The organism is Lutibacter flavus (assembly GCF_900188355.1).
Lineage (GTDB): Bacteria > Bacteroidota > Bacteroidia > Flavobacteriales > Flavobacteriaceae > Lutibacter > Lutibacter flavus.
On the sequence record NZ_FZNX01000002.1, the window covers coordinates 381,850 to 397,839 of the forward strand.

Here is a 15,990-nt window from a genome sequence, read left to right on the forward strand (position 1 = left end):
ATAAGCTATGAAAATTTTTAAATATTTAACAACAAGTCTATTCGTTATTTTGGCATTTTCAGGATGTGTAAAAGATGCTGATTATTCAACTCCAATTGTGGATTGTAGCGAGCCTTCAATTATGGTAACAAATACAATTAGTCAGGTTAAAGATATGTACACATTTGGAGGTGCTACTAAAATTGAAACCGATGTTGTTATTGAAGGTTATGTGGTTTCAAGCGATAAATCAGGTAATATTTATAAGTCACTTTCTATTCAAGATAAACCAGAAAATCCTACAGTAGCAATAAAGATTTCAATAGACAGAACCGATATTTATACCACTTATAATGTTGGGCGAAAAATTTACATCAAGTTAAAAGGTTTGGCAGTTGGTTATAGTTTTGGAAGTGTCCAAATTGGGTTAGCAAAAGATACTGATTTAGGGAGAATTCCATCGACAGAGGTTGATAAATACATTTTTCGTTCTTGTGAAGTTGCTGAAATTGTTCCAAAAAAAGTAACTATTAATGAACTTGATAAAAGTATGTTAGAAATTTTGGTGGAAATTGAAAATGTTCAGTTTAAAGCCAATGAAATTGGAAATCCATATGCCAATGTTGATAATACAACTACTGTAAATAGGGTGCTTGAAAATTTTAATTCGAGTTGTAATTTGTTAGATGAAGTAATTGTTAGAAATAGCGGTTTTTCCGATTTTAAAAATCAATTATTGCCAGAAGGAAAAGGAAGTGTTGTTGCGATTTTTAGTAATTATTACGATGATTATCAGCTGTATTTACGTGATACGGATGATGTTAAATTTTCCGAACCTCGCTGTGATTATTCCAATGCTTTACAACCAAACATAACAATTGCTGAAGTTGCGGAAATGTATACTGGTAATTTGTTCGAATTTGGAGTAGGTAATAATTATGTTATTGAAGGTTACTTGGTTTCAAGTGATGAAAATGGAAATTTTAAAGAGCGTATTGTAATTCAGGATGAAATTAAAAATCCGACTTCAGGGATTCAATTATTAATTGAGAATGAAAATATTTTTGAACACTATAATATAGGTGATAAGGTTTTTGTAAAATTGGATAAATTGTATATGACAAAAGAAAATGGAGCTTTAACTTTAGGTTACGCCAAAGGAAGTAGTGTCAAAGAAATTAATGAAGAGGAAGTTGATAAGTTTATTTATAATAGTGGAGAAAGATTTATTATTGTACCAACTGAAATAATAGTATCAGATATTCAAAATCCTGCATTTCAAAATACTTTAGTAAAGGTTTTAGATGTTCAGTTAGTTGAAACTGAACTGCAATCTGCTTTTGCATTTTTTAGTGGAACAAATGATGGAACTCGAACATTAGAATCTTGCAATGAGCCTACAAAATTATCAGTATTTACTGATGGGGATGCAAATTTCGCAAATGAATTGTTCCCAACAGGACACGGCTCAATTGTAGGTGTTTTAAACAATCATTTAGAAATTAGATCAATAGATGATGTAATTTTTAATGAAGCTTTTGAAGTATGCCCTATAATTGTTCCAAAAATTATGATAACTGAAGTAGCTGACCCTAAAAACAGTGTTTCTTCAAGGTTTGTTGAGCTTTTTAATGCTGGTGAAACAGCTATTGATTTATCCGGATGGAAATTAAATAAGTACCTCAATGGTTCAACTTCGGTATCAGGAAGTGGAGTTAATTTAACTGGACTCACTATCCCAGTTGGTGGTTTTGTAATTATTGCAAATACAGGATATTTAGAAATATTTAATAGTATTCCAACTTTGGAATCTAATTATATATCAGGAAATGGGGATGATGTTTATGAATTAATTGATAACACAGGAGCAACAATAGATATTTATGGAGTTATTGGCGAAGATGGAAATGGAACAAATTGGGAATATTTAGATGGACAAGCAGTAAGAAATTTAGATGTTTTAGAACCAAATCCAATATTTACGTTTGGTGAATGGACTGTTTATTCTAATGCAACAAATAATTTGATAAATTATCAAAATACTCCAAAAAACGCTCCAAATGATTATAATCCAAATTATAGATAATGCAAATCAAACGCTTAAAATTGTTAAAATATTATCATATTAATACCTTGTCGATTATTTGTAATTAGTGAATGAACTGTGCATTCAGATGTGTAAAATAATTTAATAAATTATCAAAATACTCCGAAAAACGCTCCAAATGATTACATTTAATATTATTAATAATGTAAAACAATAGCTTAAAAATGTTAAAATATTACCATATAAATACACTAAAACGTATTCTAATTACAATAATTATAAATTATGAATTAAACGTTATACATGAATTAAATATTCTAATAGCATAAAATAAAGGTCAAATAGTCGTAAATTTGAGTAGTTAAATTAACGTATCTTAAAATTAAATATTATGAATAAATTTAAATTATTAGCAATTGTCTTAATGATGGGAGTAACAAGTTTATTTGCAAGTTCAAATATAAACCCAGATATATCTAAAGATGAAATTAGAAAACAAATTATTGAATTAGTACAAGATTCAAGTACATCTCTTGAAACACAAACTTTTGTTAAAGTAACATTTACATTTAATACAGAAGGTGAAATAGTAGTTTTAAAAGTAAGTTCTAGAGATAAAGAAATATTAACATTTATCCGTGAAAACTTAAATAGTAAAAAATTGGAAAACCCTGGTAAAGTTAACAGACATTATACTATGGGAATTGACATAAAATAATAACTTTTTAATAATTATTAAAAAGCTCAAACTAATTTAGTTTGAGCTTTTTTTTGTCTTAAAAATAATAAAATGGATATTTTAACATAATTTAAGTTAATAAAATGACTAGTTAAATTTATGGGATCTATCATAATTAAGTTATTAAAAGCAGTATAGCAGTTGTACACATCATATTTACGTTATTTGACAATTTTTTTAATCAATATCATATTATTTTTTTCGGTTAAAAATTTGTTAATCACTTAAAATCAGCAGGTTTTAGGTGTTTTTCATTCTAAATTTATGTAATAATAAATGTTTAACTAAAACCTATTAAAATGAGAAAATTAAAATTATTGGCCTTGGCCTTAGTAATTAGTACAGCTGGATTATTTGCTGCAAATACAGAAACGCCTGATGTTTCAAAAAAAGAACTTAGAAACCAAATTGTAAAACTTTTACAATCTCCAGAATTTATAGTTGAGGAAGATATGACTGTAACACTTAAATTTACATTTAGTTCAGAAGGAGAAATTGTTATTTTATGTCCTGGTTGTGAAAACCAAGATGTCGTAAAGTTTATTCGCAAAAATTTAAATTATAAAAAATTCGAAACTCCTGGTGAAAGAGATAAGGTGTATACGATACCATTAACAATAAAAGCAGTATGAAAAAAGTATTAAAAATTTAAAACTCAAACTTTATAGGTTTGAGTTTTTTTATGAAAAATTTTTAATTCTTTTTTAAATATACATACACAGGAAAATGATCACTAAAACCTCCCTGATACCATTTCCCAATAAAAGTTCTAAATGGATTTCCTTTATATTTTCCTTTCCATTCCTTTAGAAATGTTTTGTCAAAAACTTCGGCATATTTAAAGGAATGTTTCTCTTCCTGAACACTTATAAAGTTTTTAGAAAAAATAATTTGATCAAATAAATGCCAGGTACTTTTATAATTTAAAGTTCCATTTCCTGTATTAATTAACCGTTCCATTGGGTTGTAAAATGTGTCATTAACTAAATGTTTTTTAACGCTCGTACTAGTTGGATCATCATTAAAATCACCCATAATTATTATTTTGGCATCTTCGGTTTCATTATAAATTTTATAAGTAATTTCAGACACTAATTCTGCGGCTTTTATTCTTTTTTCTTCAGTTAAATCTAAGCCACTTCTTCTAGAAGGCCAGTGATTTACTAAAATATAAACCAACTCACCATTTAAATTTCCTTTAACCATTAAAACATCTCTTGTGTAGTCTCTTTCGCCATTTTCAGCATTTAAATAAAGTGCAAAAGTTTCGGAGTGCAGCAATTCAAATAATTCTTTTTTATAAAGTAACGCAACATCAATACCACGTTCATCAGGTGAATCGTAATGAACAATGCCATAATGTTCATTTTTTAAATTATTTGTGTTTACAAGATCAATTAATACAGATTCATTTTCTACTTCTACAACTCCAATAATTGCTGGTGAATGATAAGATCTTTCAGTACCTAACTGAACCATAACACGTCCTAACTTTTTTAATTTTCTTTTATATCGTTTATAGTGCCAGTTTTTTTTTCCTTTTGGAGTAAAATCATCGTCTAATGTTTTGGGATCGTCCTTAGTATCAAATAAATTTTCAAGATTATAAAAAGCAACCGTGTAGGCTTGATTGATTTTTCCAGGAGATTTGAAATATGAAAACATAAATATTTATTAAGTTGAAACGCCTAATTTACTCAATTATATTTTTAGATACTAATGTTACAAAAGTGCCTAAGTTGATAAAAGTCACTTTAAATAAATTAAGAAATTTTTAAATTGCCCGAGATTCTATTTTTTATTTAATAAATATAAACCCCTCGTAGTTAATGACTAAATATATTTATTTTATTTTCTTATTAATTTCAGTTAATATAGTTTATTGTCAAGGCTATAAGGACATCGAGTTAAATAAGTTAAACACTTCTAAAAATGATACTTTAAAAATTCAAGTATTAATTGATAAAGGAGACGAGTATTATCGAACATATCCTGATACTGCTTATACTTTTTATAAACAAGCCTTAGATTTATCCAAAGAGACTAACAGCATAAAAAATGAAGCAACCTGTTTATTGCGAATAGGTAATTTTTTAAATTATAAAGAAGAATATAAAAATTCATTAGAGTATTATTTGAAATCAATTGAACTATATAGATCAATTGACGATGATAGAGGTGTTGCGGATGCATATTACTATATCGGAGAGAGCTTTTCGTATCTTAGTTCATATGACAAATCCTTTGAATATTATTTCAAATCCTTAGATATTTATAAAAAAATAAATGAAAAATATGGGGAAGCTGATGTTTATATTCAATTTGGAAATGCATATTATAATCAAAATGCATATGAAAAGGCAGAAGTGTATTTTTTAAAAGCTCATGAAATATATTGTGATTTGGATTCTAAAGAGGGGCTTGCGACAAGTTCTATTAACATGGGAAATGTAATTGCGGATCAAGGAAGGATTGATGAGGGCATGGTTTATTATTTAAAATCTATCGAGTTATGTGAGGAACTTAATGATTTCGAAGGGATAGCAATAAATTACACAAACATTGGAGATTGTTATTTTGTTAGTGGAGAATATGAAAAGGCTTTAGAGTATTTCAATAAATCTATTGAATTATCTAAACGATTTCAATATAAATCTTTAGATCCATTAAACTATGCGAATATTGCAGTTACTTATTTACAATTAAAAAAATATAGAAAAGCCATTTTATATTCCAACAAGAGTTTAGAAAGTTCAAAACATGTTTCATGGAAGTATAAAGAATATAATAATCATGATTATTTAAGTACCGCTTATGAAGCATTAGAAGATTATAAAAGTGCTTATAAAAACCAAAAGATATTTAGGAAATACACAGATAGTATTGCAACTATTAAAGAAGTAGAGGAATTGGATAAGTTAGAAGTTTTGTATGAGCTTGAAAATCAAGAAAAACAAATTGGGTTACTTACTAAAAATGAAGAAGCAAGAAAGTTGGAATTAATCAATCAAAAAAAACTAAATACGTTCCTTGTAGTTTTAAGTTTACTCTTTTTAATTTTAACTTTTTTGCTAGTTAGACAAAGAAAAGAAAGAAAAAAAGCATATAGTTTATTAGCAATTGAAAAAGAAAAAGTTGAAGAAAGTGATCATTTAAAATCTGCCTTTTTAGCAAATATGAGCCATGAGATTAGAACTCCAATGAATGCCATAATGGGTTTTTCTAGCTTTTTAAAGAATCCAGATTTAGAACCTGTAAAAAGAGACCGGTTTGTAGATATTATTAATAATTCGGGAGAAAGATTAATGACAATTATAAATGATATTATTGATATTTCTAAAATTGAATCAAATCAATTAAAAGTAGATGTACAAGAAGTAAATGTTAAATCAACTTTAAAAGAGATTATTGAAATTCAGAAAAATTCAAATATAGATTTGATAAAAAAGGACATTAAACTTTCGTTAGCGGTACCGCTATATCAAGAGGATTTAATAATTAAAACAGATCAAAATAGATTTATTCAAATAATAAATAATTTAGTTAATAACGCAATTAAATTTACGGATGAGGGTTTTGTTGAGGTTGGATGTAAAATATTGAAGATTAATAACAAACCTCATGTTGAGTTTTATGTAAAAGATACAGGTTGTGGAATTTCAAAAAACAAATTTGAAATTATATTTGATCGATTTTCTCAAGCTGGTGAAAATAATTTTAAAGAAGGCAATGGTTTAGGACTGAGTATTTGTAAAGGACTAGTTACTTTATTAGGAGGAAAGATTTGGTTAGAGTCTGAAAAAGGAGTTGGAACAACCTTTTATTTTAATTTACCTTATTAAAAAATATCATTTGGTGTTTTCAAATAAACTTATTTGTAAATTTGCAACATGATAGAAGAAAAAAAAGTGACATCTGAAGAAGCCGTTTTAATAGGAGTTGTAACTCAACACCAAGATGAAGATCAGGCAAATGAATATTTAGATGAGTTGGAATTTTTAACATTAACGGCAGGAGGTGTTGCTGTTAAACGTTTTACTCAAAAATTAGAAATGCCACACCCTAAAACCTTTATAGGTACGGGGAAGTTAGAAGAGGTTAAGCGTTATATGGCAACTCATCATATTGAGACTGCTATTTTTGATGATGAACTTTCTTCTTCTCAGTTACGCAATATTGAAAAAGTATTGGATTGTAAAGTGTTGGATAGAACAAATTTAATACTCGATATTTTTGCAAAAAGAGCCCAAACAAGTTACGCACGTACTCAGGTGGAATTAGCACAATGCCAATATTTATTACCCAGATTAACCAGACTTTGGACGCATTTAGAACGTCAAAAAGGAGGAATTGGTTTAAGAGGGCCTGGTGAAACAGAGATTGAAACTGATAGACGTATAATTAGAGATAAAATTGTTTTGCTAAAGGCAAAACTAAAAGTAATAGATAAGCAAATGGCCGTGCAACGTAAAAACCGCGGTAAAATGGTGCGTGTTGCTTTAGTTGGTTATACCAATGTTGGGAAGTCAACCTTAATGAATGTAGTAAGTAAAAGCGATGTTTTTGCGGAAAACAAGTTGTTTGCAACTCTGGATACCACCGTTAGAAAAGTTGTAATTAAAAACATTCCTTTTTTATTAACCGATACGGTTGGGTTTATTAGAAAGTTACCAACGCAGTTAGTTGAATCTTTTAAATCTACCTTAGATGAGGTGCGTGAGGCTGATTTATTATTACATGTTGTAGATATTTCTCATCCTAATTTTGAAGATCATATTGCTTCAGTAAATAAAATTTTGGACGAAATTAAAAGTGCAGATAAACCAACTATTATGGTTTTTAATAAAATTGATGCATACCAGCATGAAACTATTGATGAAGATGATATAGTAACCGAAAAAACAAAAGTACATTATACCCTAGAGGAGTGGGAAAAAACGTGGATGAATAAGTTAGATAATAACTGTATTTTTATTTCAGCCTTGAATAAAGAAAATTTAGAAGATTTTAGAGAAAAGGTTTTTAAAGAAGTAAAGAAAATTCATATTACTCGTTTTCCTTATAACGATTTTTTATATGAAGAATATGAAGAAGGAAATTAATTTTCTTCTTCATCTGTCTTTCTCTCTTCAATTAAACCTATTTTTTTAGCTCTGGTTTCCCAACTTTTTCGAGCCATAGACTGTAGATCTGCAACATTATCACTTTCGTCCATTATTTCTAAACCTAACAGCGTTTCAATTACATCTTCCATAGTTACCAAACCACTTAATGAACCGTATTCATCAACAACTAAGGCAATGTGTTCTCTTTTAGCAACAAATCTTTCAAATAAATTAGGAATAGGTAAATTTCTATTTGTTACTAAAATTTCACGCTTAATTTTTGATAGTTTATCATTTCCATTCCCTATAATTATCTCCTCTAAAACTTCACTTTTTAAAATAAATCCGGTAATATTATCAGAAGTATTGTTGTAGATAGGGATTCTGGAAAATTGAAGTTTAGGATATTTTTCAAAAAATGCTTGAATGGTCATTTCTTCTGAAGCAATTATCATAACAGTTCTTGGAGTCATAATGTCTTTTGCCAAAACTTCTTTAAACGAAAGTAAATTTTTAATTATAGCACCTTCACTTTCTTCAAAAACACCTTCTTTTTGTGCAATATCAGTCATTGCATGAAAATCTTCTCTACTTAAAATTGAGCCATGTGCTCCCTTTCCGCCAATTAATTTTGTTGTTAATTGTAAAAGCCATAAAATTCCTGTCCATTTTAAAGGGAATATTAATACAACCAATGCTTTAGCTGTAAAATTAGCCAGTTGTTTCCAATAGGTTGCACCAATTGTTTTTGGAATTATTTCGGAAACAACTAAAATTAAAAAAGTCATAATTGCCGAAACAATACCAACCATATTTATTCCAAAAAAATTGATTTTAAAATCAAGAGTATCGGCTTGAACTCCAACTAAAATAGCACCTACCGTATGAGCTATTGTATTTACAGTTAAAATTGCAATTAAAGGTTTGTCAACATCTTTTTTTAAGGTGGTTAGGGCATCTGCAAAACGTTTACCTTCTTGTTTTTTAATTTTAATAAAAGTAGGAGTAATGCTTAATAATACAGCTTCTAATATTGAGCATAAAAATGAAAAAAAGATAGATAAAGATGCGTAAAGTAAGAGTAATGACATTTTATATATGTTTAATTGCTAAAATAGGTAATTAAATTTAGTTAATATTTTGCAGAAAAATAAATTTTAAATCCTTACTGATATTTAAACCAAAAAAAGACATTCCTTAAAGTTAAAAGCAATGTCTTTTTTTGACTTTTGGTTAATTATTCTTTAATTATTTTTAATAAAACAGGCTCCTCTAAATTCACTTTTACCATATATAATCCGGTAGGTTTAGTTTCAATATTTAATTGAACTTTACCATAAATTATAGGATATTCTTTTATTGAAATCAATTGTGATTGAATATTATAGATTTCAATAGTAACTTCTTTCTGAGAAATTGGTAAAGCTATTTCAAAATTCCCTTTTGAAGGGTTTGGATATGCTAAAATTTCACTAAACGAATCAACTGTTTTAGAAAAAACTCCTTCACAGGAAACACTAGATTTAACTTGGATAATATCTCCATGTTTTGCATTAATTACAAATGTTGGAGAATATGTTTCTAAAGTTTTTTGGTCATTTACAAGCACTATAAAAGGAGCAGTACCTTGTTCAATATCAAACGAAACTTTACCGGAAACAGATGTTGACTTCCCAGAAATTGTTATTCCTTCATCAATTTCAACGTTAAAACACTGCTCATAATTTTCACCTGAAATGGTAATACAAATATCATATGAAGCGGGAGGTAAATTATCAACAGTTAAACCGGACTTTGTAAAATTATAGTTGGTTCCATTAATAGTTGCAACATAATCAAATGTTTCAATAACGGTTATTAAAATTTGACCGTTATTTTTATTTGGACAAGTTTCGCTAATTGATTCAATTTTAAAATTATTAGAAGTTAATTTGAAACATCCATTGGTATCAACATTACTTCCTACTGTACTATTCGGACAAAGGTCATCATAGTTTATAACCCCATCGTTATCATCATCCAATTGCCCATTAGAACAACCAGCTGCATTTACAATTTCTCCATTCGGTGTATTTTCACATAAATCTAAATTATTCATAACTCCATCTTCGTCATCATCTAACTGACTTTCTGCGCAACCAGAAGTATTTACAGTTGCTCCAATTGGCGAACTTGGGCATAAATCGTCACTGTTTTGTACTCCATCATTATCATCATCTAATTGTCCCATAGAACAACCATTAGCATCTACACTTTCGCCAGCGGGTGTTCCAGAGCATAAATCATCTTCGTTCAAAACACCATCATCATCAACATCATCATTATTATCTGCAATAATTTCAAAATTATCAACAGTCCATCGAGTTGGATCATTATTTGAGTAGTATTTAAAAGCAAAATAAACGGTTCCAGTAATAGAACTTATATCAATATCTGAAAAGGAATAAATTTCTTCTGTTCCGCCACCATCAGAATGAACTGGAATTGTAATGTTTGGAACCGATACCCAAGTAAAACTTTCTGGACTACTTAAACCATCATAATCAGTTGAATAAACCAATTCTAAAGGTGTTGTTCCATAAGCGGCATCAGTATAAAAACTGATTTTTTCACCAGTATTTTCGTCAAAATTAATTGAAGTGTTGGTTATTAACCAATCTCTACTAAATACATCTTGTTGATAACCGTTAATACCCATAGAACCTGAATTGTTTTCGCCAAATTGAGTTTCACAAGCCCAGTCTTTATTACTTTCTTCACTGTATGTAAAAAAGTTTATGGTGCTACAATTATTAAAATCTTCTGAAAACAAGACTAAAGGACCTTCAAGAGTTTTAATATTTATTAGATTACTTTCAAGAGATAAATTGGATGCGGCATCTCTCGCTTTTACTGAAATAGTATAATTGGTATTTTCACTTAAACCTGATATAATTAAAGTTGTAGTATATGCTGTTTTAAAATAGATTCCATCTAAATATATTAAATAATCAACCACTCCAATATTATCTGTTGAAGCAATCCAATTTATTTCAACAGTATCATCTGTAATATTTGAAGATGTTAAATTAGTTGGAGCTAAAGGAGCTTCAGAATCTGTAATGTTATTTAAATTCCATGTATCTTCGGCGTTCACTCCTCCCCAAATAAGCGTTGCTAAATATGGGTTATCAATAAAAGGGTTTCTATTCCCTTGAACAGTTTCAATATAATCATTTCTTTGATTTTCAAAATCTGAAACAGGGTCTTCGATATTCCAGTTTAAAAATAGGTCAATCATATTTGAATCTATGGTTAAAGGTGTTCCAAAACCAACATCTATAGGTAAGCACTGAGTTTGAGAAATTTGAGATCCATCACCGTGATATCTTAAATACATGTACATTATTACACGTGCAACATCTCCTTTCCATTCATCACCTGGATACCAGCCACCATTGGTTGATATTATTTTTGAGTCTCCATTTCCAGTAGTAAATTTTCTATTGCTTCTTAATGAATTTCTATCAGCATCTGCTGGTTTTAGATTGTTAACATCTGTACCAGGTCCGGGTTCATCAGTACCCAAATTTGGTTTGGCTAAAGATTTTGCAAAAACATGTTCTCTATTCCATTTACCAGGGTCACCACCACCTGTATCTTGCAAGTTTTTATCTCTAGTTCTATCCGTATCTGAAATTCCATCATTATCATCAAATCCATAAATAAGTAAAACATTATTAGCGTTCGTAGGGTCTTCATCAACCGTCTTTAAAACATCCCATGTGTCAGTGGACCCCGAAGTATAAGGAATTGCGGTATGAGTTGAAGATATTCGATTCGATAACTCTACAAATAATTCATTTTCAGTTTTTGTTAAATCAAGCCCGTTATAATACGATTGAACTTGGCCATAAAATGGAATTACGAATAAAAACAAAAAAATAGAATTCAAAAGATTCTTAAATGCCTTAGTGTTTTTTGTGTTTGTTGAATGCATTAAAAGTATTTTTATTAAAATTCATCTAAATTATAGGATAAGATTTCACAAACTTATTACTAATTTTTGAAAATAAACAATAAACTTAATAATAAGGTTTTTTCATTAGAATTATTTGTAAAATAAAAGCCCTTTCAACTTTAGTAATTGAAAGGGCTTTTTCTAAATTTAAAATAATTTTTTACTCTTTTATAACTTTAAGCAAAACAGGCACATCTAAGTTAACTTTTACAAAATATAAACCTGTGGCATTATTGTTAATGTTAATTCTAACTTTTCCAGAAACCACATTATAATTTTTTATTGAAATTAATTGTGATTGAATATTATAGATTTCAATTGTTACTTCTTTCTGAGAAATTGGTAAAGCTATTGTATAATTACCATTTGAAGGATTTGGATACGCTAAAATTTCACTAAATGAATCAACTGTTTTGGAAAAAACTCCTTCACAGGAAACACTAGTTTTAACTTGGATAATATCTCCATGTTTTGCGTTAATAACAAATGTTGGAGATAATGTTTCTGAAGTTTTTATATCATTTACAAAAATTGAATATGGAGCCGTACCCTGCTCTATATTAACTGAAATTTTTCCAGAATCATTATTTGCTTTACCGGAAATTGTAATTCCCTCTGCGATTTCAACCTGGAAACATTGCTCATAATCTTCACCCGAAATAGTAATACAAATATCATATGAATTAGGAGATAAATTATCAACAGTTAAACTATTGTTTGTAAAATTATAATTGGTTCCATTAATTGTTGCAACATAATCAAATGTTTCAATGGCAGTTATTAAAATTTGCCCATTATTTTCATTAGGGCAGGTTTCACTTATTGTCTGAATTGAAAAATTATCACCAGCTAACGAAAATATTGGACAACCCGAGCTATCCACGGTACTTCCTAATGGTGTATTTGGACAAAGATCTAAATTATTAGGGACCCCATCTTTATCATCATCCTCACTAATCACATCTAATCCACATATTTCTATGCTCCAATTTTCTATAGTTCCAATATCTTCAGGACCAGAATCAACAACTTCTAATATCCATTCTCCATAGGATTCTTCAGTATTAAAACTTGATAAATTTCCTTGGGGACTATAGGTTCCTGTGAATGGTGCTAATCCAGAGCCAATGGTTGAAATTGCATCATCATCAAAAATAGTATTTGTGTATCCAAGACCTTCATCACCATTATTTGCAGATAACAATACTGATGTACCATTTGGACTAACTAATGTTAAGGTTAAGTCACCAACCCATTGATGAGGAATATTTATTGTTAAATTAACATCAGTAATAATTTTATTATGAGTTATATTTATAACAGAACTAGCCCCACTAACATTATTATCTGGAATCTCAACAGGAATGTCTATAGCGTTGAAAGAATCACAAACAATATTAGCAGTAGTAAAATTATAAACAGTTGAGAAATCACTTTCTCCACACTCATTCTTCCCTTTTACTCGCCAAAAGTAGTTTGTATTTAATTCTAATTGTAATGGACTGTAGTTATTTGTTTTTAATGTAGCGGATTCTATAATTGTTGAAAAAGAATTATCAGGTGAAATTTCGATTTCATAGTCAATTACATTTTCATCTATAACCCAACTTAAAAAAATAGGATCTATTAACTCGCTGCTATCATTTTCTGGAGAACTTAAAATTGGTTGCGTAAATTGAGATGAAAATATATTTAAAAAAGAAACTGTATTTTTTTCAATTGATGAAGATGTGCCTTTTACAGAGATATTATATAATCCAGTAGCGGTGGTGTTTTCAATTCCACTAACAACCATTTCTACAGTAGTGTTGTTATCAGTTGCAGTAGCAGGATTAAATGTTACAGTTGCGCCTTCAGGAAAACCTAAAGCTGAAAAAGTTGTTTCCTCATTAAAATTTGAAAAGGTATTATAAGTAAACGTGTAAATAGCATTATTTGGAGCGCAAATATTTAAATTATTAGAATCAAAATCCATAATAAATTCAGAAGACTGAATTTCAATATCAGCAAGATTTACATTATAAAAAACGTTGCCAACACTTTCAACTTTTATTCTTGCCCGTCTAGTTGTTTCGTTAGGAACTATAATTTCTTGGGAGCCATCATTTGGGACATTTGAAGCCAATACTATTGGATAAGTATCACCGCCATCAGTTGATAGTAAAATATTCACATTTGAACAATTAACAGGTGCAATGTTGGTGTTTGCAACATTCCATGTAATTGTATTGGCAGTTCCTGCGCTCCAAGATTCAGCAGCTGTTTGTGAAGTTAGCATAAAACTACCTGAATTAGCATCAAATGTAATAACGGATTCATCACTTGCTGTTTGTCCGCCATTTTCATTATTATCTCGAACAGTAAGTCCAAATTTCATTGTTCTAGAAACAGATGGTAAAACCTCCCAATCGTTTGATGTATTTCCTGATAAAACAGTTTCTGTACTTGGGAAATAACGTGTAGGATTTTCACTTGGTTTTATGGATCTAAACGCAGGCCCTACATTTGAAGTAGCTGTTAGCGGATAGGTAGCTGATTCCGTGTCTAATTGTTCCCAGGTATATGTTAACAAATCACCATCAATATCTGAAGCATCCGCAGTTAAAGCGAAAGGAGTAGAAATTGGAATTGTATAGTTTTGAACCGGATTAATTATTGGAGCACTATTTCCCGTTGCGGTTAATATTCCACAAGTGCTAATACCATTACTAATATTAGCCCACATTTCTCTAATACTTACTAAATGAAAATAATCATCACTTAAACTTACCACATTGTCTGGAGCACACAATCCAGAATATGCCATAATTGTGGATCCACTACCAGTTTCAACTGCTGTACCATAATTGATATTGCCAGAACAATTCCCTGCTTCACTATTAAAAGTATGGTGAGCACCATATTGGTGTCCCATCTCATGAGCCACATAATCAATATCATAACCAGGTCCAATAGGATTTGGTGATCCTGTAATTCCTCTTGCTTTTCCATTAGGAGTACAAGGGGAGTTTAATTGTGCTAATCCTCCACCTCCAGTGCTAAAAGTATGGCCGATATCATAATTTGATGAGCCTATAACACTATTAATAACAGTTTGACTCTCTTCAATTAAATCTGATGAGCTATCATTTGTAAAACCATCTGTATCTTTATTTAAATAAATAATACTGGCATTGTTATCAACTAAAATCATTGTTAGTGCAACATCTCTCTCAAATATAGCATTTACATGGGTCATTGTTGTTGCAATAGCTGATAATACCGCTGATTTTTTAACCTCATCCGTTGCAGTTGGATCAATTCCTTGTTGGTCTAAGTGGAATTGAGAATATTCTCCAGTAGTTGCAACAGCCAATCTAAAAGTTCTTAATTGTCCATCATTTGCATTGTTAGCTTTTGAAGAAGTATTGGAATTTGTTCCTGTAAGATTGGATTTAAGATCTTCAAATTTGCATTCAAAAGGTTCAGTTTCTGCAGGTAAATCAGACTTTTTATAAACTAAATAAGATTCTTTGTTTTTGGTATATGTCTCAATAAAAGCTGTTTCTTTTGAGTTTTGAAAAACCATTGCGTTTAAGCCTAAATCTGTGATACTAAATCGAATGGAAGAAGTAGAATTTTCAATTCCATTTCCAACATAAGATCTTATATTTGGGTACTTCTTTTGAAGACTTTCTTCCAAAATTGAAGCTTCAAAAATTTCATATTTTTCTAATTCCCCTTCTCCATTAGGGAATTGTAAGATAACATTTGATTTTTTTAAGTTACTTTTTCTTTTAGGAATATTATTTAGAGATTTTTTAAGTTTTGCAATATTTAGGTCAAAAACTTTAAATTCTTTTGGTATTGATTTCTTTTCAACAATTAAAGAAGGTTCTTGGATTAATTCCCTTTTCTTTGTCCATAAGTTATTTGTTTCCTGAGCAGAAACAGATAGAAACTGAATTGTAAAAAAAAGAAATAGAATTATTAATTTATTAAATATAAATTTCATGTGTTATTTTGTTTTTTTGGATCTTGAAAACTCACAAATATAAAAGATAATAATTTGATTACAATATCAATGCCATTTTTATTATTATTGGTATCTTCATTTTAATTAAATAAAGTATTTTTGTTT

9 protein-coding genes are annotated in these 15,990 nt (G+C 29.3%); 5 read left to right on the forward strand and 4 right to left on the reverse strand.

Annotation, left to right across the window (positions count from 1 at the left end):
* Nucleotides 1-7 precede the first annotated feature (7 nt).
* The 3 genes from CHB63_RS07850 (at nt 8) to CHB63_RS07860 (ending at nt 3,397) form a co-directional block, all read left to right on the forward strand.
* The gene (locus CHB63_RS07850) at nt 8-2,065 is read left to right on the forward strand and encodes a DUF5689 domain-containing protein (protein WP_089377901.1); all 2,058 of its coding nucleotides are present in this window, start codon (nt 8-10) and stop codon (nt 2,063-2,065) included.
* Nucleotides 2,066-2,417: 352 nt separating this feature from the next.
* Nucleotides 2,418-2,744 carry a hypothetical protein gene (locus tag CHB63_RS07855; RefSeq protein ID WP_089377902.1) on the forward strand — a complete coding sequence of 109 codons (327 nt, stop codon included), beginning with the start codon at nt 2,418-2,420 and terminating at the stop codon, nt 2,742-2,744.
* Between the two features lie 320 nt (nt 2,745-3,064).
* Complete coding sequence (locus tag CHB63_RS07860; protein WP_089377903.1) at nt 3,065-3,397, forward strand: hypothetical protein; 333 nt, start codon at nt 3,065-3,067, stop codon at nt 3,395-3,397.
* A gap of 61 nt (nt 3,398-3,458) precedes the next feature.
* On the opposite strand, the gene CHB63_RS07865 is transcribed toward CHB63_RS07860, so the two are convergent.
* Nucleotides 3,459-4,430: an endonuclease/exonuclease/phosphatase family protein gene (locus CHB63_RS07865; protein ID WP_089377904.1), complete on the reverse strand. Its 972-nt coding sequence runs from the start codon at nt 4,428-4,430 to the stop codon at nt 3,459-3,461.
* A gap of 164 nt (nt 4,431-4,594) precedes the next feature.
* On the opposite strand from CHB63_RS07865, the gene CHB63_RS07870 reads away from it, so the two are divergent.
* Complete coding sequence (locus CHB63_RS07870) at nt 4,595-6,607, forward strand: tetratricopeptide repeat-containing sensor histidine kinase (protein WP_089377905.1); 2,013 nt, start codon at nt 4,595-4,597, stop codon at nt 6,605-6,607.
* A 48-nt stretch (nt 6,608-6,655) separates the two neighbouring features.
* Nucleotides 6,656-7,867 (forward strand): GTPase HflX, encoded by a 1,212-nt coding sequence (gene hflX / locus CHB63_RS07875; protein WP_089377906.1) that lies wholly within the window; start codon nt 6,656-6,658, stop codon nt 7,865-7,867.
* On the opposite strand, the gene CHB63_RS07880 is transcribed toward hflX, so the two are convergent.
* The 3 genes from CHB63_RS07880 to CHB63_RS07890 all read right to left on the reverse strand — a co-directional run bounded on the left by CHB63_RS07880 (nt 7,864) and on the right by CHB63_RS07890 (nt 15,864).
* Nucleotides 7,864-8,961, reverse strand: a complete 1,098-nt coding sequence (locus tag CHB63_RS07880) for a CNNM domain-containing protein (protein ID WP_089377907.1) — start codon at nt 8,959-8,961, stop codon at nt 7,864-7,866. The genes hflX and CHB63_RS07880 overlap by 4 nt on opposite strands.
* Before the next feature lie 146 nt (nt 8,962-9,107).
* A complete protein-coding gene (locus CHB63_RS07885; RefSeq protein WP_089377908.1) occupies nt 9,108-11,849 on the reverse strand; it encodes an endonuclease in 2,742 nt (913 codons plus the stop codon).
* Between the two features lie 181 nt (nt 11,850-12,030).
* Entirely contained in the window at nt 12,031-15,864 is a 3,834-nt protein-coding gene (locus tag CHB63_RS07890) for a reprolysin-like metallopeptidase (RefSeq protein WP_089377909.1), read from the reverse strand.
* Nucleotides 15,865-15,990 lie beyond the last annotated feature (126 nt).

Coding starts and splice junctions, on each gene's coding strand:
- CHB63_RS07850 (WP_089377901.1), top strand. CDS start 8: ATGAAAATTTTTAAATATTTAACAACAAGTCTATTCGTTATTTTGGCA.
- CHB63_RS07855 (WP_089377902.1), top strand. CDS start 2,418: ATGAATAAATTTAAATTATTAGCAATTGTCTTAATGATGGGAGTAACA.
- CHB63_RS07860 (WP_089377903.1), top strand. CDS start 3,065: ATGAGAAAATTAAAATTATTGGCCTTGGCCTTAGTAATTAGTACAGCT.
- CHB63_RS07865 (WP_089377904.1), bottom strand. CDS start 4,430: ATGTTTTCATATTTCAAATCTCCTGGAAAAATCAATCAAGCCTACACG.
- CHB63_RS07870 (WP_089377905.1), top strand. CDS start 4,595: ATGACTAAATATATTTATTTTATTTTCTTATTAATTTCAGTTAATATA.
- hflX (WP_089377906.1), top strand. CDS start 6,656: ATGATAGAAGAAAAAAAAGTGACATCTGAAGAAGCCGTTTTAATAGGA.
- CHB63_RS07880 (WP_089377907.1), bottom strand. CDS start 8,961: ATGTCATTACTCTTACTTTACGCATCTTTATCTATCTTTTTTTCATTT.
- CHB63_RS07885 (WP_089377908.1), bottom strand. CDS start 11,849: ATGCATTCAACAAACACAAAAAACACTAAGGCATTTAAGAATCTTTTG.
- CHB63_RS07890 (WP_089377909.1), bottom strand. CDS start 15,864: ATGAAATTTATATTTAATAAATTAATAATTCTATTTCTTTTTTTTACA.